Origin of the sequence: Pseudomonas viridiflava (assembly GCF_900184295.1) — a bacterium.
Lineage (GTDB): Bacteria > Pseudomonadota > Gammaproteobacteria > Pseudomonadales > Pseudomonadaceae > Aquipseudomonas > Aquipseudomonas viridiflava.
This window is the reverse complement of sequence record NZ_LT855380.1, coordinates 1,653,031-1,678,836: the sequence shown is the minus strand read 5'-3', so window position 1 is coordinate 1,678,836 and position 25,806 is coordinate 1,653,031. Positions and strand designations below refer to the sequence as shown.

Genomic DNA, 25,806 nt, shown 5'->3' with positions numbered 1-25,806 from the left:
CATTAAAGATCGCAACACTAAATTAAGCGCTCCTTCACAACGCATGAGGAATTCCCATGGACGCCGATGCCAGTACTACTCCCGACGCCTCCGCCGATTGCGACTCGCTGCTGCTCGATAACCAGTTGTGTTTCGCCCTGTATTCCACCTCGCTGATGATGACCAAGGTGTACAAGCCCTTGCTTCAGGCGCTGGGGCTGACCTATCCGCAATACCTGGCGATGATGGTGCTGTGGGAGCAGGACGGCCTGACTGTCGGCGATGTGAGCACGCGTCTGCTGACAGATCCGGGGTCGCTGACGCCACTGCTCAAGCGTCTCGAAGGTGAAGGCTTTATCAGCCGCACGCGCAGCAAGGAAGATGAGCGCGTAGTGCTGCTGCACCTCACCGAGCAGGGCCGTGCCTTGCAGCAAAAAGCGACGACCGTGCCGGGATGCATTCTGTCTGCCAGTGGCCTGAACATGGATCAGCTGCGCGAGTTGCAAGGCAAGCTGCTGGGCTTGCGCGGGCATTTGCACGACAGCCTGTGAAGGGCATCCGCCCGAAACATGACAACATTTGAACCCGCCGAATCATCGACCCGATGAACCCGACCGTCATCCTGCGGGAGCGTCGGCATTTCATCCCGGTCGAACCCGTCGCACCGCGCTCAGCGTTATACACAAGCCTGCCTCGACACTGATCGTGCCCATCGCTTCACGTGGGCATGCCGCCCGTGACGCTCCGCGTCACAAATGGTACAGACTGCGGATTAAGTGAGCCGAGCGCATGAGGTGGATAACGCTGGAGCTTGGGCGCGCATCTGCGCCACATTCAAGAGCGGACGCAGAGCGTCCTGAGCGGCATTCCCACGCGGAGCGCTCATCGTTATACACAAATCCGCCTCGACACTGATCGTGCCCATCGCTCCGCGTGGGCATGCCTCCCGTGACGCTCCGCGTCACAAATGGCACAGACTGCGGATTCAGTGAGCCGAGCGCATGGCTCAGGTCACCTTTTCGCCCCTCGGCGACTCACTTTGACGGAGCAAAGTGAGCAAACTCCTTCGCTCCGGTTCCGGCCCCGGCTTCGCCGCGGTTCCTTCGTCCTGACACTGATTCGGGGGTCGCTGCAAGTGGGCCATCCATGGCCCAGTGCAGCTCAATCGGCATCCATGCCGATTGCCCCCCGAATCAGCGCCAGGACTCAGCCTTCACCCACGTCGCAATCGGCGGTGTCCGCACTATCGCGCAAAAAAGCACGGCAGTGCCGCTGTCTCACTGGATGGCCAGATGACTTGTGTATAACGATGAGTGCGGAGCGTAGGAACGATCAGCATGATCTCAAGCACGCCGATCATGCCCATGCTTGCGCTCAGCGTTATACCCAAATCCTGCTGCAACCACGGTCCCTGTGGGAGACGATCGTTCATCCATAAAAAGTGCTTCAAGCCCCATCTGTACGCATACCTCCTCTCGCCCTTTCTGCTCACATCCTCATTCTTTTCAAAAATTAACTTGCGCGCAAAGTATCGGCGGGATACATTCAATTCGCGATTAGTTAGCGCGCAAGTATTTAGCGCGTAATTTCAACCTTTTGAGGACCAACACCCATGAACACTCTCTACACCGCAGTTGCAACCGCCACCGGTGGCCGTGATGGCCGTGCTGTTTCCAGTGACAAAATTCTCGACGTCAAGCTCGCGACCCCGAAAGAACTCGGCGGCGCGGGCGGCGAAGCGACCAATCCTGAGCAGCTGTTTGCCGCCGGTTACTCGGCCTGCTTCATCGGCGCACTGAAGTTCGTCGCCGGTCAGAGCAAGCGCAGCATCCCGACCGATGCCTCGATCACAGCCCATGTCGGCATCGGCCAGATCCCCGGCGGTTTCGGTCTGGACATCGACCTGCACATCAGCCTGCCAGGCTTGGAACAGGCCGACGCTCAGCAACTGGTCGATGCCGCACACCAGGTCTGCCCTTACTCCAACGCCACCCGTGGCAACGTCGATGTGCGTCTGCACGTAACCGTCTAAACCCTTACTGCCACAGGAATCGAACATGAAAACCTTCAGCAAAGTCTTGACCGGTACCCTGCTCGCCCTGTCTGTCAGCAGTGCATTTGCCGCAGGCGATTCGGGTGTGGAACACAACACCCAGGCCTTCCTGGATGCCCTGAACTCGGGCACTGGCAAGCCTATCGAGCAGCTGTCGCCCAAGGACGCCCGTGCGGTACTGGTCGGTGCTCAGTCCGGCGTGAAACTGACCCTGCCAAAGGCCGACGTCAGCGAGAAGACCATCAAGGTCGACGGGCAGTCCATCAGCCTGAATATCGTGCGCCCTGCAGGTGTCAAAGGGACCTTGCCGGTCTTCATGTTCTTCCACGGTGGCGGCTGGGTGCTGGGCGACTTCCAGACTCACGAACGACTGGTTCGGGATCTGGTAGCAGGCTCCGGTGCGGTGGCGGTGTTCGTCAATTACACGCCTTCGCCTGAAGCGCACTACCCGACCGCAATCAATCAGGCCTACGCCGCCACTCGCTGGGTGGCCGAGCACGGCAAGGAAATCAATGTCGACGGCAAGCGTCTGGCGGTGGCCGGTAACAGTGTCGGCGGCAACATGGCGGCAGTCGTGGCGTTGATGGCCAAAGAGAAAGGTACGCCTGCTCTGCGTTACCAGGTGCTGCTGTGGCCGGTCACCGACGCCAACTTCAACACTGCGTCCTACGACCAGTATGCTGAAGGCCACTTCCTGACCCGCAACATGATGAAGTGGTTCTGGGACAACTACACGACCGACGCTGCGCAGCGTAACGAGATCTACGCATCGCCGTTGCGTGCCACGACTGAACAGCTGAAAGGCCTGCCACCTGCGCTGGTTCAGACAGCCAGTGCCGATGTACTGCGCGACGAAGGCGAAGCCTATGCCCGCAAACTGGATCAGGCTGGTGTGCCGGTGACTGCAGTTCGCTACAACGGCATGATCCACGACTACGGTCTGCTCAACGTTGTCAGTCAGGTTCCGGCTGTTCGCTCTGCGATGCTGCAGGCGTCCGAAGAACTGAAAACACACTTGAAGTAACCGCCGCGGTCAAATCGCAGGCAAAAAGAAACCCGCATCGCTGCGGGTTTCTTGCGTAACGGGGTTACAAAACCATGCTTACTTTGCACGGCCTTTGTAGGAACCACCTTCACGGGTATCGATCTCGATCATGTCGCCGATTTCGATGAAGTCAGCAACGCTCAGCTCGGTGCCGTTCTTCAGTTTGGCAGGCTTCATGACCTTGCCGGAAGTGTCGCCACGCGCCGAACCTTCGGTGTAGTCAACCTGACGCACGATGGTGGTCGGCAGCTCTACGGAAACCAGGCGCTCGTCGAAGAACACGGCTTCGCAAACGTCGGTCATGCCTTCTTCAACGAAAGGCAGAACGCTTTCGATGTCTTCGGCGTTCAGTTCGTACATGGTGTAGTCAGTGGTGTCCATGAACGTGTAAGTGTCGCCGCTGATGAAGGACAGGGTCGCTTCCTTGCGGTCGAGGATCACGTCGTCCAGTTTGTCGTCAGCGCTGTAAACGATCTCGGTCTTGTAACCGGTCAGCAGGTTTTTCAGCTTGGTCTTCATGATCGCGCTGTTACGACCGGACTTGGTGAATTCAGCTTTCTGAACCAGCCAAGGATCGTTTTCCAGACGGATCACAGTACCGGGTTTCAGCTCTTTACCAGTTTTCATTGCATATATCCGAATTTGGATTGAATTAACCAAAGGCTCTGTACGAGAAATGGCCTGCGCAGGCACTTTTCGTACAGAGCCTTACATCAAGGCCGCGTATCATAGCGAATTTACATAAAACTGCACCAGCGCTGCCGCAAGATCAGTCCGGGATGCCTGTTCGTCACACCATTGCTCGGCATGCCCTTGGACTTCAGGCCAGTGTTTTGAGAGCAACTTCCAGCTTTCGCTCAGTGCCTGATTGGCATTCCAGGCCTGCCAGAATGCATCGAGCGCCTGACCGGCCGCAGGCGAAAGGCCCGCCAGATAAAGCTCGAGGAAGGCGTCAAGCTTGGGCAGATGAGCATCGCCTTCCTGCTGATAGATGTGCCACAGCATCGGCCGGCCTGCCCACTGCGCTCGCACGAATGAATCTTCGCCGCGCACCACATTGAAATCGCAGCACCACAGCACTCGGTCGTAATCTTCCTGCCTGACGAACGGCAGCACCTGGACAGTGAGCGAGCCTCGCTGCAGCACCTCACCGATCTGAAAATGATCAACGCCCAGCCACTGGCGCAGGTCGCCCAGAATGCGTCCTTCAGGCACCAGCAGGTGCGTGGCATGCGAATCGCTGGAAAGTGCATCCAGCCAACTGCCCAGCGCCGGGTTCTCGTAGGCAAACACCGAGATCAGGCGCGCATCGGTCCGCGGCTCAACGCCCAAACGGGAGAGAAAGTCCAGTCGCGCTTTGCGGTCGTGCTGAAAGACTCGACGCTGTTCGATCAGACCGCGCTCACGCAGCAAGCCACCCGTGGCGTCGCGAAAACCGGGGAAGAAAAAGAATTTCTTCAAACCGCTGGACTGCAGGGATGGCAGGCCATGGCAACCGGTGACCCACTCTTCGGCGCTGAGGTAGTCGAGATTCAGCCATACCGGACGTGACGAGCGTTGCAGCATCGCGTCGGTATAAGCCGCTGGGAGACGACACGCAAAAGCCTCGATCACGCCTTCCGGAATCTCGGTACTCACCCACTCTTTCGGCCAGAGGCAGACCTCCACACCTTCATGCCATTGTTGCGCGACCTGAGCATCTGCCTGCGGACACAGGCGAGCGAATGCCGACAAATCATCGATCCACAAACGTATCTTCAGCCCATGCTCGGCGACCAGTTGGCGAGCCAGTCGCCATGTCACGCCGACGTCGCCGTAGTTGTCGACGACGCTGCAAAAAATGTCCCAAGAGGCTTTCATCCTGGCTCCCTGAGGCAGAGTAAGAAAAAGTGCGATTGTCCTTCAGAACACCCCGCCTGCACCAGACTGAAGCCTTCGCGACGGCTCGCCGGATGTACGATTGTCATCCACACTCTTCAGGCATGGCACAATCACACTGTGCCCTCTCGCCAGGAATTCAGCCATGCCGTCCCACATCCGCCGTCGCGAACTGTCTGTCTCCGTGAAGTTGATCATCTGTATCGCTCTGGGCATCTGGCTCGGCGCGATGGCGGTGGGCCTGACCGGCTGGCTGGTCTATAAAAGCCTGCCCCCGGCGCAGACAATGGTTCTGGAAAAGGCTGCTGCGCAACTGACCGCCCCGCCCGCACCACAGGTAGAACCGGAAACGGCCATGTTCCGCAAGTACGAGCAGAGCCTGCGTGAAAGCGAAGCACGCCAGGCGCGCGAGCAGGTTCAGGAACAGCAGCAACGCAACTTCAGCCGCTCCAAATGCGATTTCTGGATGCAGCAGGACCGTACCGCGCCGAGCGAAAAAAGCCGCGCCAGCATCAATGAATACTGCGGATAACCCATGGACAAGCAGGACGTTTTGCAACGCATCACCGAAAAACTGAAAGTCGATCTGGACATTGCACAACGGGCGGCCCAGACCGCCTATGAAGCTGCGACACACGAAGAAAACATCGCCGAAAACAAGTACGACACGCTGGGGCTGGAAGCGTCTTACCTGGCTGCCGGACAGGCCAGGCGAGTGGAGGAAATCCGTCAATCCCTCAAGCGCTACGAGGACTGGTCGCTTAAACGCTTTGATGAATCATGTGGTATTCAGGTTGGTGATCTGATGACGATCGAGAATGGTGCAGGTCAGGTGCAACACCTGTTTCTGGGGCCTGATGCTGCGGGTCTGAAGGTTCAGGTGGATGACCAACCGATCACCGTCATCACCCCCCACGCGCCGCTTGGCCAGCAGTTATTGGGCAAGTTCGAGGATGACACCGTGCAGATTGTCATCAACGGCAGCCAGCATTGCTTCGAGATTACTCGAACCTTGTAACCCGGCCGGTTTGATCAGGGTTGATCACGCCAAGTTTTTATGGGTAAGGTGGCACTGTCGCAGTACTCGGGGCTACATCAAAGCAAGCAAGGACTCACACCCAAGGAGATTTTTCATGACGAACGTCATTGCATTCCCTGACGCCCATGAACGTGATCGCCTGAAGTCCAGTCAAGATCCGGCGTTGAGGTACCTGAACAAAAAAGAGCGACTGCTGATCGACCAGTTGCGTTCGACCAGCCACGCGGGACGTCAGTATGTGTACGACTACGCGAGCATCATGCACCTGTCCAGACCGTTACATCCGGAGCCTGTCGACTGAGCGCATGACCTGCGACTGAAGAAAAAAGCATTTATTTGAAGCGCTCGGGGCATCCGCAATGGAGCTCCGAGTATCTCTGCGAGCCCCGAAAACCGGGCACTACGCATATTGCACGTCCGGCCTGAGCGCACACCGGACCGTTCCTTATCGAATTATTTAATTGCGACCGTCATCAATACGTTATTACGCTCATCATCAGACGAAGGGCGCAGATGACTGCGCCCACCCTGTCCGGGCCGATGACTATTGAACCAGCGAATAGACCAATGCGGTGATGGCGACTACGCCTGCAGCTACAACGAAAACGTTGGACAGCTTGCCCGCGTATTGACGCATGGCGGGAACCTTGTGGATGGCATACATCGGCATCAGGAACAGCAGCGCCGAGATGATCGGACCGCCAAGCGTCTCGATCATGCCCAGAATGCTTGGGTTCAGCGTGGCCACAATCCAGCACACCACCAGCATGAACGCTGCGGTGACGCGATCCAGCACCTTGGGCGCAGGACGACGACCCGTTTTGACTATCAGACCTTTCAAGCCCTCACTCGCACCAATGTAGTGGCCCAGGAACGACTTCGAGATGGCCACGAAGGCAATCAGTGGCGCGACGAATGCGATAGTCGGGTTGCTGAAGTGATTGGCCAGGTAAGACAGAATCGAAATGTTCTGGGCCTTGGCTTCGGCCAGCTGAATCGGCGACAGGGTCAGGACGCAGCTGAACACGAAGAACAGCACCATCACCACCATCAAACCGTGAGCACGCGCCAGAATCTGCGAACTGCGGACTTCCGCGTTCTCGCCGTACTGGCGTTTCTGGTCAACGGCGAAGGCCGAAATGATCGGGGTGTGGTTGAAGGAGAACACCATCACCGGAATGGCCAGCCACAGCGTGGGCCAGAATGCCGAAGCTTCGGGCAATGTGGTGGCGGTGCTCAGAATGCCGCCGGTCCAATGCGGAATCAGGAACACGGCGAGGAACAGCAGCGCAACGATGAAGGGGTAGACCATCAGGCTCATGGCCTTGACGATGAATCGCTCCCCGCAACGCACTACAGCCAGCAGGCCGACGATCAGCAGCAACGCCAGAATGGCACGCGGTGGCGGTTCCAGATGAAGCTGATGCTCAAGAAAGCTGCCTACCGTGTTGGTGAGCGCCACGCTGTAGATCAGCAGGATCGGAAAGATCGCAAAGAAATACAGCAGAGTGATCAGCGCACCGGCAGCCTTGCCGAAATGCTGCTCGACCACTTCAGTGATGTCGGCGCCTTCACGTCCAGACAGTACAAACCGCGTCAGGCCTCTGTGCGCGTAGAACGTCATCGGGAACGCCAGCACCGCCAGAACCATCAAGGGCCAGAACCCGCCAATGCCCGCGTTGATCGGCAGGAACAGCGTACCTGCGCCAATGGCAGTCCCGAACAGGCCAAGCATCCAGGTGGTGTCGTTGCGATTCCACGCAGTGACGCTCGCAGGTTTTACATCCAGACGTTCTACGACGCCATTTGCCTGATCATTCATCCGGTGGACTCTCCGTGGCCGGTTAATCAAAAAGGGAAACGCATCGAAAAAACCTGGCAGTCAGCGCTTCCCTCGAAAACAGGGGCCGGATTGTCCGGGATTACAGCGAGAAATCAACGTTTTTTGTCCGACAGTTTTGTAAGCACGACGCTGCAGCAGGTACGCCAACATGACTCGAGACTCTGCCAAAACTTCTTTGGAAGCCATGGCGATGCCCCTGAAATGCTGGCCAAAGCGACTCAAAACCTTTGCTGCATCGTTTCATCTATGTATAAAGGCTCTGTAACATTCCGGCCACTTCCTGGAGACTCGGCGCATGCGTTACGCGCTTGATCGTAAAGCTCAAACCCACCAGCGGATTGTCAAGGAAGCATCCGTACGTTTTCGCCGGGATGGCATAGGCGCGACTGGCCTTCAACCTTTGATGAAATCGCTAGGGCTGACACACGGTGGCTTCTACGCGCATTTCAAATCCAAGGATGACCTCGTCGAGCAGGCCTTGAGGCTGGCTGTCGATGAAGCGAAGGCGTTCACTCGCGAGACATTCACCGGACCGGACTCGCTGAGCGAGTTCATTGATGTCTATCTGTCCAGCCCCCACCGCGACGAATCCGGCACCGGCTGCCCGTTGCCGAACATGTGCGCCGAACTGGGTCAGCTGAATCAGCCCAGTCCGCTGACTGACGAAATCATCATTCATTTGCTGGATGCGTTCGACGAAGCTCAGCAAATCGAAAATCCCGAACCCAAAAGCATGCTGGTTCTGTCGAGTCTGGTGGGCGCCCTGATGCTGTCTCGCAGCGTGCATGACAAACAGCTGTCGGAACATATTTTGAAAGTTACCCGAGAGCATGTGAAACTTCATATCAGCAAACAGGACACCGCTGAAGTTCCTCTTCAGTCTACAGTGACTGACGAAATACCACTGAATACGTGATATAAAACAGGCCGATGCAATATCGGCCTGTTTTCAGTTAGCGAAACGCGGTTTACTCAACCGTCAGTTTATCCCTGTTCTTTTCGAGAATAGACTTTCCGATACCTTTGACTTCGATCAATTCGTCGACGGATGTGAACTCGCCATTACTTTCACGATAGGCCACGATCGCATCTGCCTTGTTCTTGCCAATACCAGCCAGTTCCTTTTGGAAGGTTTCCGCATCGGCCTTGTTGAGGTTGACGAGGTCAGTGCGTTGCTCCTGCACCGCTACTGAAACCGGGGCTTCGGCAATGACCGGAGTGGGTGAAGGTGCTGCGCTGACAGCGACCGAGGCGCTGGTGAGCAAGGCAAACATCAGGGAAGAGAAAAAGGCGGTTCGCATAGTTAACGCTCCATAACAGTTTAAGGCAGCTTTCCGAAGCTGCGCTCGAAACTTAGGGCGAGCGTTATTCCCTGTCAACGAGGCCTGGCATTGCCAGTTATTTCAAACAACCGATGCCCAGCAAATACAGTGACTGCCCTGACTGTTCATCAAGTAACATCACGTTTCGCTGCGACGCTCCTGATGCATCCAGTCGACAATCTCACCTTCCGGCGTATAACCACTGACTGTTTCACGAAGTAACTGACGCACAGTGGCATAGTCGTCACTATCAACCGCATCCAGCAACCGGGTCAGGCGGCCTTTCAAGGCATCCCAGGGCAGGTAGTCTTCCGTGGCACTCATGATCATCGGGTGCTCGGTGGCGACCACGTTATCGCCGATCAACAGCTCTTCATAAAGCTTTTCGCCAGGACGCAGCCCCGTGAACTCAATGGAAATATCTCCCTGAGGATTTTTCTCGGAACGGATACTGAGGCCTGATAGATGAATCATCTTTTCGGCCAGCTCGATGATCTTCACGGGCTCACCCATGTCGAGGACGAACACGTCACCGCCGTGCCCCATGGAACCTGCCTGGATCACCAGTTGCGCCGCTTCCGGAATGGTCATGAAGTAACGCGTGATCTTGGGGTGGGTGACGGTCAGGGGGCCGCCTGTCTGTATCTGCTTGTGGAACAGCGGTATCACCGACCCGGACGACCCCAGCACGTTGCCGAAACGCACCATGGTGAAACGCGTCTTGTTGACCTGATAAACGTTGGCCTTGTCGCCGAAGATGACCGGGGCGGTTTCACGACTGAGCGCCTGCAGTATCAGTTCGGCCAGACGCTTGGTACTGCCCATGACGTTGGTCGGCCTGACAGCCTTGTCGGTCGAGATCAGTACAAAGTTGGAGACACCCGCCTGCAACGCCGCCTGTGCGGTATTGAGAGTGCCTACGACGTTGTTGATCACCCCTTCGGCAATGTTGTGCTCGACCATGGGCACATGCTTGTAGGCGGCCGCGTGGTAGACCGTGTCGACCTTCCAGGCTTTCATGATCGCCAGCAGTTTGGGATGGTTTCGTACCGACCCCAGAATGGGCAACAACTTGACGCTCAACGACTCGCGGGAGGAACGCTGCTCCAGCTCCGACACGATGCTGTAGAGGTTGAACTCACTGTGGTCGAGCAATAGCAGTTTGGTGGGGCCGAGCAGCAGGATCTGCCTGCACAGCTCCGAGCCGATGGAGCCGCCGGCCCCGGTGACCAGAACGGTCTGGCCCTTGATGCAATGCTCAAGCAGGTTCTCTCGGGCCGGCACAGCGTCGCGTCCCAGCAGGTCGGCGATGTCGACTTCCTGAAGGTCGTCCACTTTGACACGCCCTGCCGCCAGATCCATGAAACCCGGAACGCTTCGTACGTGCAGAGGAAAGCCCTCGAGATAGCCCAATATCTCGCGGCGACGGCCTCGTGATGAAGAGGGAATGGCCAGCAGGATTTCCTGAGCACCTGTAGCGTCTATCATTCGTTGAATATGCTTGGGCTTGTAGACCTGAAGCCCGGAAATGACCCGGTTCGAGATGGATTCGTCATCGTCGATGAACGCGACCGGGTGCATCACCCTTCCCATCCGCAAGGCCGCAACCAACTGGTTGCCTGCGGCTCCGGCGCCATAAATGGCGACTTTCTGAAGACCGTTGTCGCTTCTGGCAAAGGGTACATGCTGTGCGGCCGTAAACCAGTCGCCCAGAAAATACTGCCTCATCGCCAGACGCAGTCCGCCGATCATCACCAGGCTTAACCACCAATAATTGAAGATGACCGAACGCGGTACCAGCTGCTGATGGTTGCTGTAGACATAGACCATGCAGCCCAGGATCAGAGAGGAAAGCGTGACCGCCTTGATGATCGCGATCAGGGCATCGTTTCCGAAATAACGCATCACGGCCCGATACATGCCAAACCGGATGAACAGGGGAATGGCAGCCACCGGCGCACTGATGAAAAGCCAGGTGTGTTTTTCAAGCGGATTGATCAGCTCATCAATCCCGAGACGGACGACGAACGACGAACGACATCCACAGGGCGATCCAGACCAGAATAATGTCAGCAGCAACCTGAATTATCCGCTTTTTCCGGCGTGGCAGTGCCAGCAGAATAGATCGCAACTTGCTCATCAATTCGTCAGTACTCCTTCGCTTTGGTCTCGGTTCACTGCGCAAAACCCTTTTCGATGCAACGCTGCACGTGATAGGACACTCAATATCACGTTTAGTTAACTCGTCTCTGCCTGACCGGCGTCGAACCGCAATGCAAGTATCACCAGAGGGACGTAGGCGACAATGACCCCCACGATCCCTTCTGCATTCGTCAACACGACCCACAGGGCCACAGGAAGCAGCCAGCAGACGTTGATCAGGCCCACGGCCAGCGTGACGGGAAGATGCCCGCCAAGCCGACGTGACGCAAACTGGTAGGCGTGGCTGCGATGTGCTTCATACACCTTTTCCCGGCGTATCAGGCGGCGCAGAAGCGTAACCGTCGCATCCACGACAAACACTCCCAACAGAATCAGCCATGCCCAGAATAGCTGAGGTGAGGACCAGGCTGCCTGAACAGAAAGTATTCCCAGAGCAATGCCCAGAAAACCGCTGCCGGCATCGCCCATGAATATGCGCGCTGGCGGGAAATTCCAATAGAGAAATCCGACAACCGAGGCCGCGAGAAACAGCGGCCCCCAGAGCAGTTCATCAAAACCGCTCAGCGCATATACAAGGCTGATGCCACCGCACACCGTCACTGCTTCGACGCTGGCAATCCCGTCGATACCGTCCATGAAGTTATAGAGGTTCAGCATCCACACCAGATAGAACGCTGCACAAATCTGACCCACCACACCCAGATCGACCGTCGTGCCCATGACACTGAGCGGAGCCAACCCTCCGGACCAGACCAGTGCCCACACAGCTGCCGCGAAATGGCCCAACAGACGCCAGCGGGCAGCGATGTGCCCATGATCATCCATGAAGCCGATCATCGCGACCAGACCGCCTGCACCGACGACGGCCATCGAAGTTTCCACAGAAATCTGTCCGACGCCCGCCAATACGATAGTCGCGAGCAGGAAGGCGATAACGATGGCCACGCCTCCACCCCTGGGAGTTGGAATGGAATGCGAACTGCGGGCGTTGGGAACGTCCAGCAGGCTTCTGGACAGCGCATATCTGCGAAGTAGCGCCGTCAACAGGAGGGAAAGCAGCGCAATGGTCGTGATCGCAAGCCACTCAAGCATGTTTATTGTCCAGAAAATGTCGAGCGGTCTCTTTCATCGCGTTTTCAAATCGTATGGGCGGCACCCAATCGAGCACTTCGCACGTTCTGGCAATATCGACCTGCAGTGAGCCGCAAAGTCGCTGGGAAAACTCCTTCTTTCCAAGCAGCGCTGCAGCACGGTGCAGCATCCAGCCCGGAACAGGGATCAGCCGGGCAGGCTTGCCCAGCGCCCTGCCCATCTCATTCAACAAGTCAGTTGTGGACAGGTCGTGACCGTCACTGACCAGCAATGTCTGTCCTGCAGCTGCCGGATGCGCAACGCAGGTCGCCACAAGGTCCACAAGATTACCCAGAGCCACCAGACTGCGACGATTATCGATCGCACCCAGCGGCAAGGGTACACGCCTGTCCAGCCAGCGCATCATATTGAGGAAGTTGGCCTTGACCCCCGGCCCGTAGACCAGCACCGGACGAATGATCACCACTTCCATCCCCGTGCGAGAGGACACCTCACGAAGCCCTTGCTCGGCCTTGTACTTGGACACGCCGTAAGGGTCGGCAGGGTCGCATTTATCTGTAGCTTTGAATGGCTGACCCGGCGGCGTGCTTTCGCCATTGACCTTGATCGAACTGAGAAAGATGAACCGCCGCACGCCCGCAGCAGCGGCCTGCTCTGCCAGGTTGAGTGTCGCCTCGACATTGGCGCGAAAATATTCCGCCTCAGGGTGCGCGACCGAATCATTCAACACATGAACACGCGCCGCGCAATGAATCACTGTACTTGCGCCTTCAACGAAGGAAGCCCATTGATTGTCCGGCGAAAGGGAGCCAACGGTAACCGGATGGATACGCTCGCAGGAATGAACATAAGGCGCTCGTACCGCAACACGCAGTCGGTAACGGGTCTTTTCGATCAACTGACGAACGAGGGCACTGCCAACGAAGCCTGTTGCACCTGTTATCGCAACCCATGCAGCCTCATCGCTCATAGCGCAACGCCTTTTCAAAGCGTGGAAATATTACTGACGTGAGATATTTTAGCAACCTTAATCACTTGTAAATGCCATTTTCCAAGAACCTGCCGATGGCCTTGTCGCCAATCAGGAATCATTGCTTTCAACAACCCGAGATTCGAACAATTGACATCGGCCGGACTTCCGAACTTCAACTGACACACTAAGAGCGCGATGAATTTTTCTTTAATCAGGGAATAATCAATTCAACGACCCGCTTTTGCAGCGAATACTTGCGTTCCAGTACCTGCCCCAGGGACTTCTTCGCAGTCGGCTCGCCGTGAACCAGTCGTATTTGCGCCGGCCATTCATCCATACCCGTCACGAACGCGACCAGCCCTGCCTGATCGGCGTGTGCCGAATACCCGTTGACCGTCGAAACACCCGCAAGAATATCGAAGCGCTCCCGATCAAGCTCGACATACCCGCCACGTGGACCATGCATCTGGATGGCAGCACCCGGCGTGCCCCGGGCCTGATAACCGACAAAGAGTACGTTGTGGCGGCTGTCGCCCAGCATGGCCTTGAGGTAATTGACGATGCGTCCGCCCGCACACATTCCGTTGCCCGCGATGACGATGGCCGGGCGAGCGGTGCTGGTCAGGTAGTTGACGACCTGCAAGTGGCTGGCGTGGCTGTCCACGGTGATCAACTGGGAGAAGCCCAGAGGCGCCCTGCCCTGTTGCAGACGCTCGCGGGCGTCTTCGCTCCAGTAGTCGGAGAAGGATTGATAGACCCTGGTAAAGCGGCTGGCCAGCGGCGAATCAAGGATGATGGGCAACTGCGGCCAGTCGACCATGGACGCCCCAACACCTGCAGTATCAACCGCCTGCGCACCAGAGAGCCCTTTCCTGTGGAGTATGTCCTCCAGCTCGTACAGAAGCTCCTGAGTGCGTCCCAGACTGAAGGCCGGGATCAGCACGGTGCCCTTATCCTCCAGCGCCTTGTCGATCAGTTGCTCGAGGCGTTCCTGACGAGTGTTTCGATCTTCGTGAAGACGGTCGCCATAGGTTGCTTCCAGCACCAGCACATCGGCGCGCTCGGGCGGCCGGGGCGCAGGCAGGAAAGGTGTATTCGATGCTCCCAGGTCACCGGAGAACACCACACGCTGCGAACGGTTTTCCAGCGGATAGGTGAGATCGCATTCGATGCAGGCCGATCCCAGGATATGACCCGCACGCTGCAGTCTGACCCTGCAATGCAGCGATTCGGTGGCAATCAGCTCGAACCAGCTGTCGAAAGGTAGCGCAATGATTCGCTTGTCGATGGCGTCGAGATGGCGGTTCACCTGCGCAGAATCCCGGCCAAAGTGGATGCCGAGAATATCTTCCATGACCAGCGGCAACAGGCTAGCACTGGGCTCACTGCAGATAATCGGCCCCTTGTAACCGCTCGCCAGCAACTCTGGAATACGCCCTACATGGTCGTTGTGCACGTGGGTCAAAAGAAGTGCCCTGATACTTGCAGGGGGAAAACCGAACCCTGTCACGTCAGAGTTCTCGGCAGCCTGCACCGAACCACAATCAATCAACAGATTGTTTACAGCATCCATGCACAACTGATGGCACGAGCCCGTCACGGTCTCTATTGCACCGTGATGCACAAGTTTGGGATAAGACATTCAACTACCTTTGTGTAAAGGCCAGAACGGATAGCGGGTAAATTCTGGCAAGCGACTCGTGTTGTAAGCCCGCTCTATTCTGCACCCGAAAATCCGGCATTCAAGCCTTGACACAAGATGGCCCATCGACAACAAACAGACGTCTAATTGAACAGGCAACCGGCAGGCCCAGTAAAATAGACCTGCAGTAGAACAATCGGAAAACGTCTTACGAAAATGATGAGTATTCCATTACAAAACAGGAAAACTCTTACAAGACCAAAAGCACAATTACCAACTGAAGGCACTCAACTCCGACAACCGATAATGCTTAAGGTCAGAATAAGTAGCTGCCGAAAAAAAAATTTGAAGGTAGCGAAAAATCCAGACTGCCGGACATGGGTCCGGCGATGCCTGATTTATTCGGCCTTGATTGATCGAGGATAGGACGAGCGCTTGCTGCGCAGACTCGCGATCCAGGCGAAAAGCGGACCTATCAGCATGCCGATCAACAGGGCACATACGACCGGCACAGCAAAAGGGAGCTGCGGTGCCGACCAACCGAAAAGAACCAGACCGACAGGCTGCCGATTTTCCAGCACAAAAACCGTCGTGGCCAACACGATGAACAGCACAACGGCGATCAGAATGACTCGTTTGAAAAGACGCATCGGGTGATCCTTCGATTTACGATTCAGAGGCCTTCTTCTTCGTCCTCGTTGACCCGGTCACGCAGCTCCTTGCCCGGCTTGAAATGGGGGACGAACTTGCCGTCAAGGCTGACCGACTGGCCCGTTTTGGGATTGCGCCCTACGCGGGGTGCACGGTAATGCAGGGAAAAGCTGCCAAACCCACGGATCTCGATACGGTCGCCCGTTGCGAGGCACTGGGACATTTGTTCAAGCATGGTCTTGATGGCCAACTCGACATCCTTGGATGAGAGCAGCCCTTGATGGGTGACAATTCGTTCGATCAACTCCGACTTCGTCATATTTTTCCCTTCTTTTTCAAGCAGCTAGGTCAGCGCTCCGAAGGTTTTAGCATGGTCGGATGAATTTGAACAGCCCGTCTCTTGACTTATGTGAAGCGTTGTCAATGACTTACTGCAGCAAGACGGATATGTGGCCGTATGATGACCACAACGAAGGCTTGGCGGGAACGTAGGAAAGACGTGGCCTGGAAGGCCGAAGGTATCATCTGCGAAGCGTAATCGAGGGGCGAAACGACTCAAAAGACGGGCATGAAAAAGGGCGACCGAAGTCGCCCTTTTTAATGGTCAAACAGAACTCAGTTCTGTTTTTCCATCTGCGCACGCAGCAGGTCACCAATAGTGGTAGGACCAGTGCTTTCAGCTGTTTCAGGCTTGCTACGCAGGCTCTGAATGGCTTCTTTCTCGTCTTCAACGTCTTTCGACTTGATGGACAAGCTGATTACGCGGCTCTTGCGGTCAACGCTGATGATCTTGGCTTCGATCTCTTCGCCTTCTTTCAGAACGTTACGTGCGTCTTCAACGCGGTCACGGCTGATTTCGGAGGCTTTGAGGGTCGCTTCGATGTCGTCGGCCAAAGTGATGATGGCGCCTTTGGCGTCAACTTCTTTAACGATACCGCGAACGATAGCGCCTTTGTCATTGACAGTGACGTACTCGGAGAACGGATCGCTTTCCAGCTGCTTGATACCCAGCGAGATGCGCTCACGCTCTGGATCAACAGACAGGATCACGGTGTCGAGCTCGTCGCCCTTCTTGAAGCGACGTACGGCTTCTTCGCCCACTTCGTTCCAGGAGATGTCGGACAGGTGAACCAGACCGTCGATGCCGCCGTCCAGACCAATGAAGATACCGAAATCGGTGATCGACTTGATGGTGCCGGAGATCTTGTCGCCCTTGTTGAACTGGCCAGAGAAATCTTCCCACGGGTTAGATTTGCACTGCTTGATGCCCAGGGAGATACGACGACGCTCTTCGTCGATGTCCAGAACCATGACTTCCACTTCGTCGCCAACCTGAACGACTTTGGATGGGTGGATGTTCTTGTTGGTCCAGTCCATTTCGGAAACGTGTACCAGGCCTTCCACGCCTTCTTCCAGCTCTGCGAAGCAGCCGTAGTCGGTCAGGTTGGTTACACGCGCGGTAACGCGGGTGCTTTCCGGGTAACGAGCCTTGATAGCAACCCATGGGTCTTCGCCCAGTTGCTTCAGACCCAGGGAAACACGATTGCGCTCGCGATCGTACTTCAGGACCTTCACATCGATCTCGTCGCCAACGTTGACGATTTCGGATGGATGCTTGATACGCTTCCAGGCCATGTCGGTAATGTGCAGCAAGCCATCGACGCCACCCAGATCGACGAATGCGCCGTAATCGGTGAGGTTCTTGACGATACCTTTGACTTGTTGACCTTCCTGCAGGGACTCGAGCAGAGCTTCGCGCTCGGCACTGTTCTCGGCTTCCAGGACGCTGCGACGGGAAACGACAACGTTGTTGCGCTTCTGGTCCAGCTTGATGACCTTGAACTCGAGCTCTTTGCCTTCCAGGTGGGTCGTGTCGCGCACAGGGCGAACGTCAACCAGAGAACCAGGCAGGAACGCACGGATGCCGTTAACGTCGACAGTGAAGCCGCCTTTAACCTTACCGTTGATAACGCCCTTGACCACTTCTTCAGCTGCGAAAGCTGCTTCCAGAACAATCCAGCACTCGGCGCGCTTGGCTTTTTCGCGGGACAGCTTGGTTTCGCCAAAGCCGTCTTCGACCGCGTCCAGCGCAACGTGCACTTCGTCACCGACCTTGATGGTCAGCTCGCCAGCGTCGTTGTAGAACTGCTCGAGCGGGATGACGCCCTCGGACTTCAGGCCAGCGTGTACAGTTACCCAATCGCCGTCGATGTCGACAACGATACCGGTAATGATTGCGCCCGGCTGAAGGTTCAGGGTCTTTAGGCTTTCTTCAAAAAGTTCTGCAAAGCTTTCGCTCATTTTAATTCCTGTTGATCAAGGGCGAAGAATACGCCCATCTGCCACGCTCCAGACAACGTGGGTTTCGTTCATATGAAAGGAAGCCTGCAGGACGGGGTCTGGTCTCCTGCATGGCTCCTTGATCATCCGGCGATATCGCGCAGGGCGACTTCACTCAGGATGCGTTCCAGCACCTGCTCGATGGACAATTCGGTTGAATCCAGCTGTATGGCGTCATGCGCCGGCTTGAGCGGGGCTACCGCTCGCTGGGTGTCACGCTCGTCGCGTGCACTTATCTCATCTAGCAGACTCGACAGACTAACATCATCGCCCTTGGCCTTCAACTGCAAGTAACGACGGCGCGCACGCTCCTCGGCACTGGCCGTGAGGAATATCTTCAACGGTGCATCCGGAAACACCACCGTGCCCATGTCGCGGCCGTCTGCCACGAGACCCGGCTCTTCCTGAAAGGCACGCTGACGCTGCAGCAGCGCATCACGCACCGCAGGCAGCGAAGCCACCTGCGAGGCACCACTGCCGATCTGCTCATTGCGAATGGCGTGCGTGACGTCCTCGCCTTCGAGAACGATGCGCTGCCCCTGGCCATTGGCCGAGGTTTCGAACTGCACATCCAGGTGGGCAGCCAGCAGCTTGAGGGCTTCTTCGTTGGTCAGATCGACGCCGTGATTGCGCGCCGCGAAGGCCAGCAGACGATACAGGGCGCCCGAATCGAGCAGGCACCAGCCAAGCTTTCTGGCCAGTAACCCGGCCACCGTACCTTTGCCGGAGCCGCTGGGTCCGTCGATGGTTATAACAGGTGCTTTGATTTTCACTTTGTGTCCTCTTGCGCTACATGCATGCCGACTTGAGCGCACAGCGCCAGAAAATTGGGAAACGATGGAGCGACATTTGCGCAGTCATGAATATGTACAGGCCCCGAGGCCCGCAGTGCAGCCACACTGAAAGCCATGGCGATACGCTGATCGTCGCGCACGTCGATCTCGCCACCGCCGATGGCGCCGCCTTCGATAATCAGGCCGTCAGGTGCAGGCTCAACCTCGATACCCAGCACGCTCAACCCTTCTGAAATCAGCCGTACCGTCTCTAGCTCGTCGCCCTGCAGCTCTTGCGCGCTGCGCAGAATGGTACGCCCTTCTGCGCAGGCTGCGGCAATGCACAGCACAGGAAAGTCGTCGAGCGCCAGTGGAACGAGTGTTTCAGGGATGTCCGCACCCCGGAGCCGCGCAGAGCGCACATGCACATCCGCAATGGTTTCACCGGTCTGTTCACGGACATCGTGCAGCACAATATCGGCACCCAGCAGGCGCAGGATATCGATCACTCCGATGCATGCATCGTTCATGCTGACACCCACGAGCAACAGATCAGCGGATTCATATATGGAGGCTGCCACCATGAACAGCGCGGCCGACGCGGTATCCACAGGCCCGTCGACACGATGACTGGCTTTGCCCAGCGCCGCGCCATGTACCCCGGCCACTCCAGACGAACGGGCCTCCCCGCGGGCGCGAAGCGTCAGAATCCGGCCGAAATGTTCACGGGCCGCACGGGCGCGCGTGAACACGTTCAGCAATTGATGACCATCGCCGGCGTCCACGGCATCGCGCAGAACGTCCAGGTCAGCGCGAAAGGTGTCCAGCGTGCGCAAGACTGCGTCACGGTTGGCCAGAAAAATGTCGTGCCACATGACCGGATCGCTACCCGCGATGCGCGTGAAATCCCGGAAACCACCGGCGGCATACCTGAATATTTCGAGATTTTCATTACGCTTGGCCAGCGAATCCACCAGCCCGAACGCCAGCAGGTGTGGCAAATGACTGGTCGCCGCCAGCACTTCGTCGTGGCGCTCCACCTGCATGTGTTCGACATCGGCGCCCAATGCCGACCACAGGCGATCCACCAGCGTCACAGCGTCAGGATCAGTCTCGGCCAACGGCGTCAGAATGACCTTGTGCCTGCGAAACAACCCGGCATTGGACGCTTCCACTCCGCTCTGCTCGGAACCGGCAATCGGGTGTCCCGGCACGAAGCGCGACGGCATGCGACCAAACGCCTGACGCGCCGCTCGCACGACATTGCCCTTGGCGCTGCCGACATCGGTCAACACAGCGTTGCCCAGATCCAGAGGCGCCAGCAACGCCAGCAGTTTTTCCATCGCCAGAATAGGGACTGCGAGCTGAATGACATCGGCACCGCAGCAAGCGGCCGCAAGATCCTCTTCACAGCGGTCTACAACACCCAACTCTACAGCCAGCTTGCGCGACTGCGGGTCCAGATCGACGCCGACCACTTCCCGGCAAAGACCGCTTTCACGAACACCCTTGGCGAACGAACCACCGATCAGCCCCAGACCGACGACGACCAGACGACCGATAACCGGACCGGTCGCTTGTTCTGACATGACTTCAACCACGTGCAACTGCCTGAAAGCCCGGACGGCTTTCATGACGCTCGAGGGCGATAAACAGATGACTCATGTAACGCCCCCTCAAAGAACCGCTTTCGGGTAGGAACCCAGCACCTTCAAGGCAACGGCTTCATGACTGATCTGCTCCAGCACCGCCTTGACCAGCGGATCCTGGTGATGCCCTACGAAATCAATGAAAAACACGTAGGTCCACTTGCCGCTGCGTGATGGACGAGTCTCGATACGCGTGAGGTCCAGGCCGTTCTCATGGAACGGCACCAGCAGTTCATGCAACGCACCCGGCTTGTTGCTCATCGACACGATGATCGAGGTCTTGTCGTCGCCGGTCGGCGGCACTTCCTGATTGCCGATGATCAGAAAACGCGTTGAGTTGTCCGGCCGGTCTTCGATTTTCTCGGCCAGTCGCGTCAAACCATAAAGGCCTGCCGCCATGTCACCGGCAATGGCTGCGGAATTCCACTCGCCCTTCACCCGCTTGGCCGCTTCGGCGTTGCTGGCCACAGCGACGCGCTCCACGTTCGGGTAGTGGGCATCCAGCCATTTGCGGCACTGGGCCAGCGACTGGGCGTGAGAGTAGATGCGCGAGATACTTTCGGTTTTGGTGCTTTCGCCGACCAGCAAGTGGTGGTGAATGCGCAACTCGACTTCGCCACAAATGACCATGTCATGTTCGAGGAAGCTGTCGAGGGTGTGGTTGACCGCACCTTCGGTGGAGTTTTCCACCGGAACGACGCCGAAGTTCACGGCACCGGCAACCACTTCACGGAACACTTCATCAATGGCCGCCATCGGCAGACTGATGACAGCATGACCGAAGTGTTTCATGGCTGCGGCCTGGGTGAACGTGCCTTCCGGGCCGAGGTAGGCAACCTTCAACGGCTGCTCGAGCGCCAGGCACGAAGACATGATTTCGCGGAACAGACGCGCCATCTCTTCGTTGCTCAACGGGCCGCGGTTTCGCTCCATGACACGTTTGAGCACTGCCGCTTCACGCTCAGGACGATAGAACACAGGCGCTTCGCCTTCCGCCAGGGAAGACATCTTGACCCGCGCAACTTCCTGCGCACAGCGGGCACGCTCGCTGATCAGTTCCAGAACCTTTTCGTCGAGGCTGTCGATACGGACGCGCAGCGCCTTGAGTTCCTGTTCGGACATCAGCCGTGCTCCTTCTCGAAGTCTTTCATGTAGGTCACCAGTGCGTTGATCGCATTGATGTCCACTGCGTTATAGATGGACGCGCGCATGCCACCGACCGAACGGTGGCCCTTGAGGTTAAGCAGACCCGCAGCGTCGGCACCGGCCAGGAACGGCTTGTCCAGACGATCGTCCGCCAGACGGAACGGCACGTTCATCCACGAGCGGTCCGGCTTGTTGATCGGGTTGCTGTACAACTCACTGGCATCAATGAAGTCGTACAGCGTGCGCTGCTTGATGTCGTTGAGCTTGCCGATGGCCTCGACGCCACCCTGCTCCTTGAGCCACTCGAAGACCAGACCCGAGAGGTACCAGGCCAGCGTCGGCGGGGTGTTGTACATCGAGCCGTTATCGGCCGCGACCTTGTAGTTGAGCATGGTCGGGCACAGCGAGCGCGCGCGCCCCAGCAGGTCTTCGCGGATGATCACCACCACGATGCCGCTCGGACCGATGTTCTTCTGCGCACCGGCGTAGATCATGCCGAAACGGGAGATATCCACAGGGCGAGACAGAATGTCCGAAGACATGTCCGCGACCAGCGGCACGTCACCGGTTTCCGGAATCCAGTTGAATTCCAGACCGCCGATGGTCTCGTTCGGCGCGTAGTGAACGTAGGCAGCGTCCCTGGACAGCTTCCACTCGTTCTGGCCTGGAATGGCAAAATAGTCATAGGGCTTGGCGCTGGCGGCGACATTGACCGTGCCGTACCGCGAGGCTTCCTCGATCGCCTTTTGCGACCAGATACCGGTGTCGATGTAGTCGGCCTTGCCATTCTCGGGTAGCAGGTTCAACGCGATCTGCGCAAATTGCTGACTGGCGCCGCCCTGCAGGAACAGCACTTTGTAATTGGAGGGAATGGACAGCAGGTCACGCAGATCCTGCTCGGCCTTGGTGGCGATTGAGACGAACTCATCGCTGCGATGGCTCATTTCCATGACCGACAGGCCTTTGCCGTGCCAGTCCAGGAGCTCGGCCTGGGCACGCAGCAGAACAGCTTCAGGGAGCGCAGCAGGACCTGCGCAGAAGTTAAAGGCTCGCTTGCTCATATCCACTCTCGTCAAATACGTTTGGGTCTGTACGCACTTTCCCTGCACACGCCTGACGGAGACGAAACCGCAGCTTCGGTCTCCGCCCGCTTCGGCAGGCATTCCGATTCGCCCGTAGAGCAGGCCGAATGGCGCAAGGGCTGGACTTGCCTGAAATGCACATGCATTTACAGACGAGCCAGCCCTCGACGGTATTACTTACTTCACTGCTCAGCCTTGCGAGTCATCGTCATCCGATGCGGCGTCCACCTGCAGGTCTTCACCGGCATCGTCCGACTCAGAAACGTCAGCGACCAGCGCATCAACGCCCTCTTCGCCCTCAAGCAGCTCTTCGCCTTCGACTTCCGATGGCTCCTGAACACGCTCCAGACCGACCAGTTTCTCGTCGCTGGCCAGCTTGATCAGGGTGACGCCCTGAGTGTTACGGCCCAGGCTCGACACTTCGCCGACGCGGGTACGAACCAGTGTGCCCTGGTCGGAAATCAGCATGATTTCCTCACCGTCGAGCACCTGAACCGCACCGACCAGACGGCCGTTACGCTCGTTGCTGACCATGGCGATAACACCCTGACCGCCACGCTTGTACTCAGGGAACTCGGAGATCGCCGTGCGCTTGCCGTAACCGCGCTCGGAGGCCGTCAGGATCTGGCTGCCTTCTTCCGGGATCAGCATGGAGATCAGTTTCTGACCTTCCGGCAGACGCATGCCGCGCACACCGCGAGCCGTACGGCCCATGGCACGAACGTCGGATTCCTTGAAGCGCGTGACCTTGCCGCCATCGGAGAACAGCATGATTTCCTGCTCGCCGTCGGTGATGGCGGCGGATATCAGGATGTCGCCTTCGTCCAGCTCGAGTGCGATCAGGCCGGAGCTGCGCTGACGGCTGAAGGCCACCAGCGGAGTTTTCTTGACCGTACCGTTGGCGGTAGACATGAAGATGAACGGGGCCTTCTTCTTGTCAGCAGCCTTGACGCGCGCCTTGCGCTCTTCTTCGGTCTCGTTGCTGTTTTCCGCGTCATCAACCAGCTCGCCTTCGAGGGCTTCGCCTTCTTCGTCAGCCCGCTTGCGCATGGCTTCCAGATCGACCGGCAGCATGGTGGTGATGTATTCGCCATCGCTCAACGGCAGCAGGTTGACCAGCGGACGACCACGGGCGGCGCGGGACGCTTCCGGAATCTCGTAGGTCTTGAGCCAGTACACCTTGCCCTTGCTGGAGAACATCAGCAGCGTGGTGTGGCTGTTGGCAACCAGCAGGTGAGCGATGTAATCCTCATCCTTGATGCCGGTGGCCGACTTGCCCTTGCCGCCACGGCGCTGCGCCTGGTAGACCGCCAGAGGCTGGGTCTTGGCATAGCCGCCATGGGAGATGGTCACGACACGCTCTTCTTCGGTGATCAGATCACCCAGAGTCAGGTCCAGACGCGCATCGAGAATCTCGGTGCGACGGGCATCGCCGTATTCGGAGCGAATCAGTTCCAGCTCTTCGCGGATCACTTCCATCAGGCGCGTGGCGCTGTTGAGGATGCGGATCAGCTCGCCGATCTGGTTCAGGATTTCCTGATACTCACTCAGCAGCTTTTCATGTTCCAGACCGGTCAGACGGTGCAGACGCAGTTCCAGAATGGCCTGTGCCTGCTCCGGCGACAGGAAATACTTGCCTTCGCGCAGACCGTATTGAGGATCGAGGTTTTCCGGACGGCACGAATCGGCACCGGCACGCTCGACCATCTCGACCACGGCGCTCGATTCCCAAGGCGTATTGATCAGCGCTTCCTTGGCTTCGGCAGGAGTCGGCGAGGCCTTGATCAGGGCGATGACCGGATCGATGTTGGACAGCGCAACCGCCTGACCTTCAAGGATGTGGCCTCGCTCACGGGCTTTACGCAGTTCGAATACGGTACGGCGGGTGACGACTTCGCGGCGGTGGCGAACGAAAGCTTCCAGCAGGTCCTTGAGGTTCAGGATCCGCGGACGGCCGTCGATCAGCGCAACGATGTTGATGCCGAATACGCTTTGCAGCTGGGTCTGGGCGTAGAGGTTGTTGAGGATGACCTCAGGCACTTCGCCACGACGCAGCTCGATGACCACGCGCATGCCGTCCTTGTCGGACTCGTCGCGCAGCTCGGTGATGCCTTCAAGCTTCTTCTCTTTGACCAGCTCGGCGATCTTCTCGATCAGACGCGCCTTGTTCAGCTGGTACGGCAGCTCGGTGATGACGATCTGCTGACGTCCGCCGACCTTGTCGATGTCTTCGACGATCGAGCGGGCACGCATATAAATGCGGCCACGGCCGGTGCGATAGGCTTCGATGATGCCGGCGCGACCATTGATGATCGCGGCCGTCGGAAAGTCGGGGCCCGGGATGTACTGCATCAATTCGTCGACCGTCAACTCGGGGTTGTCGATCAGCGCCAGGCAACCGTCGATGACTTCACCGAGGTTGTGCGGCGGAATGTTGGTCGCCATGCCCACGGCGATACCGCTGGAGCCGTTGACCAGCAGGTTGGGAATACGGGTCGGCATGACCGCGGGGATCATTTCGGTGCCGTCGTAGTTCGGCACCCAGTCCACGGTTTCCTTGTGCAGGTCGGCCAGCAGCTCGTGAGCCAGCTTGGTCATGCGCACTTCGGTGTATCGCATCGCTGCAGCGTTGTCGCCGTCGACCGAACCGAAGTTGCCCTGACCGTCGACCAGGAGGTAACGCAGCGAGAACGGCTGAGCCATACGGACGATGGTGTCGTAGACAGCCGTGTCGCCGTGCGGGTGGTACTTACCGATCACGTCACCAACCACACGGGCGGATTTCTTGTACGGCTTGTTCCAGTCGTTGCCCAGTTCGCTCATTGCGAACAGCACGCGCCGGTGCACGGGCTTCAAGCCATCGCGCGCATCCGGCAGAGCTCGACCGACGATAACGCTCATTGCGTAGTCGAGGTAGGACTGCTTCAGCTCGTCTTCGATATTGACCGGGAGGATTTCTTTGGCCAGTTCGCCCATGAGAAGCCTGATTCCTTTTTCTGGTGAAACCTCGCAAACCCATTCGGGGTAAACGAAGCTCGCCGCTGCCAGCATGTGCCGGGCAACGACTTACGACAAATCAATGAGTTAAGACTTGGTTCTGCACAGTGCGGGAGGCTACGAATAGCGTCCCCGGAAA

At 57.6% G+C, this 25,806-nt stretch carries 22 protein-coding genes and 1 pseudogene; 7 read left to right on the top strand and 16 right to left on the bottom strand.

Features of this window, described 5'->3' with window-relative positions; translation table 11 throughout:
- The first annotated feature begins 56 nt into the window (after window positions 1-56).
- The 3 genes from CFBP1590_RS07950 (at window position 57) to CFBP1590_RS07935 (ending at window position 3,056) form a co-directional block, all read left to right on the top strand.
- Window positions 57-530, top strand: coding sequence for a MarR family winged helix-turn-helix transcriptional regulator (locus CFBP1590_RS07950; protein ID WP_025993787.1), 474 nt, complete (start codon window positions 57-59; stop codon window positions 528-530).
- Window positions 531-1,591: 1,061 nt separating this feature from the next.
- Window positions 1,592-2,011: an organic hydroperoxide resistance protein gene (locus CFBP1590_RS07940; RefSeq protein ID WP_029241106.1), complete on the top strand. Its 420-nt coding sequence runs from the start codon at window positions 1,592-1,594 to the stop codon at window positions 2,009-2,011.
- Window positions 2,012-2,036: 25 nt separating this feature from the next.
- Window positions 2,037-3,056, top strand: coding sequence for an alpha/beta hydrolase (locus CFBP1590_RS07935; protein WP_004884095.1), 1,020 nt, complete (start codon window positions 2,037-2,039; stop codon window positions 3,054-3,056).
- Between the two features lie 78 nt (window positions 3,057-3,134).
- On the opposite strand, the gene CFBP1590_RS07930 is transcribed toward CFBP1590_RS07935, so the two are convergent.
- Together CFBP1590_RS07930 and earP are read right to left on the bottom strand one after the other, a co-directional pair.
- Window positions 3,135-3,704, bottom strand: a complete 570-nt coding sequence (locus CFBP1590_RS07930; RefSeq protein ID WP_003373297.1) for an elongation factor P — start codon at window positions 3,702-3,704, stop codon at window positions 3,135-3,137.
- Window positions 3,705-3,803: 99 nt separating this feature from the next.
- Window positions 3,804-4,937 carry an elongation factor P maturation arginine rhamnosyltransferase EarP gene (gene earP, locus CFBP1590_RS07925; RefSeq protein ID WP_088234797.1) on the bottom strand — a complete coding sequence of 378 codons (1,134 nt, stop codon included), beginning with the start codon at window positions 4,935-4,937 and terminating at the stop codon, window positions 3,804-3,806.
- A 163-nt stretch (window positions 4,938-5,100) separates the two neighbouring features.
- On the opposite strand from earP, the gene CFBP1590_RS07920 reads away from it, so the two are divergent.
- The 3 genes from CFBP1590_RS07920 (at window position 5,101) to CFBP1590_RS07910 (ending at window position 6,295) form a co-directional block, all read left to right on the top strand.
- Window positions 5,101-5,487 carry a hypothetical protein gene (locus CFBP1590_RS07920; RefSeq protein WP_029241108.1) on the top strand — a complete coding sequence of 129 codons (387 nt, stop codon included), beginning with the start codon at window positions 5,101-5,103 and terminating at the stop codon, window positions 5,485-5,487.
- A 3-nt stretch (window positions 5,488-5,490) separates the two neighbouring features.
- Window positions 5,491-5,973 (top strand): GreA/GreB family elongation factor, encoded by a 483-nt coding sequence (locus CFBP1590_RS07915; protein ID WP_029241109.1) that lies wholly within the window; start codon window positions 5,491-5,493, stop codon window positions 5,971-5,973.
- Window positions 5,974-6,088: 115 nt separating this feature from the next.
- On the top strand, window positions 6,089-6,295 hold the full coding sequence (locus tag CFBP1590_RS07910) for a hypothetical protein (protein WP_025993849.1): 207 nt from the start codon (window positions 6,089-6,091) through the stop codon (window positions 6,293-6,295).
- 243 nt (window positions 6,296-6,538) lie between these two features.
- Here CFBP1590_RS07910 and CFBP1590_RS07905 read toward each other — a convergent pair whose 3' ends face one another.
- Window positions 6,539-7,816 carry an aromatic amino acid transport family protein gene (locus tag CFBP1590_RS07905; RefSeq protein WP_029241110.1) on the bottom strand — a complete coding sequence of 426 codons (1,278 nt, stop codon included), beginning with the start codon at window positions 7,814-7,816 and terminating at the stop codon, window positions 6,539-6,541.
- A 316-nt stretch (window positions 7,817-8,132) separates the two neighbouring features.
- Between CFBP1590_RS07905 and CFBP1590_RS07900 the strand changes: the two genes are divergently transcribed.
- A complete protein-coding gene (locus CFBP1590_RS07900; protein ID WP_029241111.1) occupies window positions 8,133-8,753 on the top strand; it encodes a TetR/AcrR family transcriptional regulator in 621 nt (206 codons plus the stop codon).
- A 52-nt stretch (window positions 8,754-8,805) separates the two neighbouring features.
- Here CFBP1590_RS07900 and CFBP1590_RS07895 read toward each other — a convergent pair whose 3' ends face one another.
- From CFBP1590_RS07895 to gyrA, 13 genes and pseudogenes are all read right to left on the bottom strand, one after another.
- Window positions 8,806-9,138 (bottom strand): ComEA family DNA-binding protein, encoded by a 333-nt coding sequence (locus CFBP1590_RS07895; protein WP_004884102.1) that lies wholly within the window; start codon window positions 9,136-9,138, stop codon window positions 8,806-8,808.
- Between the two features lie 159 nt (window positions 9,139-9,297).
- Window positions 9,298-11,299 (bottom strand): annotated as a pseudogene (locus CFBP1590_RS07890) (polysaccharide biosynthesis protein).
- Between the two features lie 98 nt (window positions 11,300-11,397).
- Window positions 11,398-12,414: an MraY family glycosyltransferase gene (locus CFBP1590_RS07885; RefSeq protein WP_058431705.1), complete on the bottom strand. Its 1,017-nt coding sequence runs from the start codon at window positions 12,412-12,414 to the stop codon at window positions 11,398-11,400.
- Window positions 12,407-13,384 (bottom strand): UDP-glucose 4-epimerase family protein, encoded by a 978-nt coding sequence (locus tag CFBP1590_RS07880; protein ID WP_088234796.1) that lies wholly within the window; start codon window positions 13,382-13,384, stop codon window positions 12,407-12,409. Before CFBP1590_RS07880 ends, CFBP1590_RS07885 begins: the two co-directional genes overlap by 8 nt.
- 214 nt (window positions 13,385-13,598) lie before the next feature.
- Window positions 13,599-15,029 (bottom strand): MBL fold metallo-hydrolase RNA specificity domain-containing protein, encoded by a 1,431-nt coding sequence (locus CFBP1590_RS07875; protein WP_088234795.1) that lies wholly within the window; start codon window positions 15,027-15,029, stop codon window positions 13,599-13,601.
- Window positions 15,030-15,427: 398 nt separating this feature from the next.
- The gene (locus tag CFBP1590_RS07870; protein ID WP_025993842.1) at window positions 15,428-15,679 is read right to left on the bottom strand and encodes a lipopolysaccharide assembly protein LapA domain-containing protein; all 252 of its coding nucleotides are present in this window, start codon (window positions 15,677-15,679) and stop codon (window positions 15,428-15,430) included.
- A 23-nt stretch (window positions 15,680-15,702) separates the two neighbouring features.
- Window positions 15,703-15,999, bottom strand: a complete 297-nt coding sequence (ihfB, locus tag CFBP1590_RS07865; RefSeq protein ID WP_003369729.1) for an integration host factor subunit beta — start codon at window positions 15,997-15,999, stop codon at window positions 15,703-15,705.
- 296 nt (window positions 16,000-16,295) lie between these two features.
- Window positions 16,296-17,981, bottom strand: coding sequence for a 30S ribosomal protein S1 (gene rpsA / locus CFBP1590_RS07860; protein ID WP_024689000.1), 1,686 nt, complete (start codon window positions 17,979-17,981; stop codon window positions 16,296-16,298).
- Between the two features lie 122 nt (window positions 17,982-18,103).
- Window positions 18,104-18,793, bottom strand: coding sequence for a (d)CMP kinase (gene cmk, locus CFBP1590_RS07855; RefSeq protein ID WP_004884109.1), 690 nt, complete (start codon window positions 18,791-18,793; stop codon window positions 18,104-18,106).
- Window positions 18,790-20,394: a prephenate dehydrogenase/arogenate dehydrogenase family protein gene (locus tag CFBP1590_RS07850; protein ID WP_088236375.1), complete on the bottom strand. Its 1,605-nt coding sequence runs from the start codon at window positions 20,392-20,394 to the stop codon at window positions 18,790-18,792. Before CFBP1590_RS07850 ends, cmk begins: the two co-directional genes overlap by 4 nt.
- Window positions 20,395-20,469: 75 nt before the next feature.
- The gene (pheA, locus tag CFBP1590_RS07845; protein WP_029241118.1) at window positions 20,470-21,564 is read right to left on the bottom strand and encodes a prephenate dehydratase; all 1,095 of its coding nucleotides are present in this window, start codon (window positions 21,562-21,564) and stop codon (window positions 20,470-20,472) included.
- Complete coding sequence (gene serC, locus CFBP1590_RS07840; protein ID WP_029241119.1) at window positions 21,564-22,649, bottom strand: 3-phosphoserine/phosphohydroxythreonine transaminase; 1,086 nt, start codon at window positions 22,647-22,649, stop codon at window positions 21,564-21,566. Before serC ends, pheA begins: the two co-directional genes overlap by 1 nt.
- Before the next feature lie 210 nt (window positions 22,650-22,859).
- Window positions 22,860-25,646, bottom strand: coding sequence for a DNA gyrase subunit A (gene gyrA / locus CFBP1590_RS07835; RefSeq protein WP_029241120.1), 2,787 nt, complete (start codon window positions 25,644-25,646; stop codon window positions 22,860-22,862).
- Between the last annotated feature and the right edge of the window lie 160 nt (window positions 25,647-25,806).

What these genes read in the sequence shown, in the direction of transcription:
- CFBP1590_RS07895 (WP_004884102.1), bottom strand. Translation starts at nt 9,138, where the DNA reads ATGCGAACCGCCTTTTTCTCTTCCCTGATGTTTGCCTTGCTCACCAGC.
- CFBP1590_RS07915 (WP_029241109.1), top strand. Translation starts at nt 5,491, where the DNA reads ATGGACAAGCAGGACGTTTTGCAACGCATCACCGAAAAACTGAAAGTC.
- CFBP1590_RS07940 (WP_029241106.1), top strand. Translation starts at nt 1,592, where the DNA reads ATGAACACTCTCTACACCGCAGTTGCAACCGCCACCGGTGGCCGTGAT.
- CFBP1590_RS07950 (WP_025993787.1), top strand. Translation starts at nt 57, where the DNA reads ATGGACGCCGATGCCAGTACTACTCCCGACGCCTCCGCCGATTGCGAC.
- CFBP1590_RS07900 (WP_029241111.1), top strand. Translation starts at nt 8,133, where the DNA reads ATGCGTTACGCGCTTGATCGTAAAGCTCAAACCCACCAGCGGATTGTC.
- serC (WP_029241119.1), bottom strand. Translation starts at nt 22,649, where the DNA reads ATGAGCAAGCGAGCCTTTAACTTCTGCGCAGGTCCTGCTGCGCTCCCT.
- rpsA (WP_024689000.1), bottom strand. Translation starts at nt 17,981, where the DNA reads ATGAGCGAAAGCTTTGCAGAACTTTTTGAAGAAAGCCTAAAGACCCTG.
- CFBP1590_RS07920 (WP_029241108.1), top strand. Translation starts at nt 5,101, where the DNA reads ATGCCGTCCCACATCCGCCGTCGCGAACTGTCTGTCTCCGTGAAGTTG.
- pheA (WP_029241118.1), bottom strand. Translation starts at nt 21,564, where the DNA reads ATGTCCGAACAGGAACTCAAGGCGCTGCGCGTCCGTATCGACAGCCTC.
- ihfB (WP_003369729.1), bottom strand. Translation starts at nt 15,999, where the DNA reads ATGACGAAGTCGGAGTTGATCGAACGAATTGTCACCCATCAAGGGCTG.
- CFBP1590_RS07905 (WP_029241110.1), bottom strand. Translation starts at nt 7,816, where the DNA reads ATGAATGATCAGGCAAATGGCGTCGTAGAACGTCTGGATGTAAAACCT.
- CFBP1590_RS07935 (WP_004884095.1), top strand. Translation starts at nt 2,037, where the DNA reads ATGAAAACCTTCAGCAAAGTCTTGACCGGTACCCTGCTCGCCCTGTCT.
- CFBP1590_RS07880 (WP_088234796.1), bottom strand. Translation starts at nt 13,384, where the DNA reads ATGAGCGATGAGGCTGCATGGGTTGCGATAACAGGTGCAACAGGCTTC.
- CFBP1590_RS07930 (WP_003373297.1), bottom strand. Translation starts at nt 3,704, where the DNA reads ATGAAAACTGGTAAAGAGCTGAAACCCGGTACTGTGATCCGTCTGGAA.
- CFBP1590_RS07870 (WP_025993842.1), bottom strand. Translation starts at nt 15,679, where the DNA reads ATGCGTCTTTTCAAACGAGTCATTCTGATCGCCGTTGTGCTGTTCATC.
- CFBP1590_RS07875 (WP_088234795.1), bottom strand. Translation starts at nt 15,029, where the DNA reads ATGTCTTATCCCAAACTTGTGCATCACGGTGCAATAGAGACCGTGACG.
- CFBP1590_RS07910 (WP_025993849.1), top strand. Translation starts at nt 6,089, where the DNA reads ATGACGAACGTCATTGCATTCCCTGACGCCCATGAACGTGATCGCCTG.
- gyrA (WP_029241120.1), bottom strand. Translation starts at nt 25,646, where the DNA reads ATGGGCGAACTGGCCAAAGAAATCCTCCCGGTCAATATCGAAGACGAG.
- earP (WP_088234797.1), bottom strand. Translation starts at nt 4,937, where the DNA reads ATGAAAGCCTCTTGGGACATTTTTTGCAGCGTCGTCGACAACTACGGC.
- CFBP1590_RS07885 (WP_058431705.1), bottom strand. Translation starts at nt 12,414, where the DNA reads ATGCTTGAGTGGCTTGCGATCACGACCATTGCGCTGCTTTCCCTCCTG.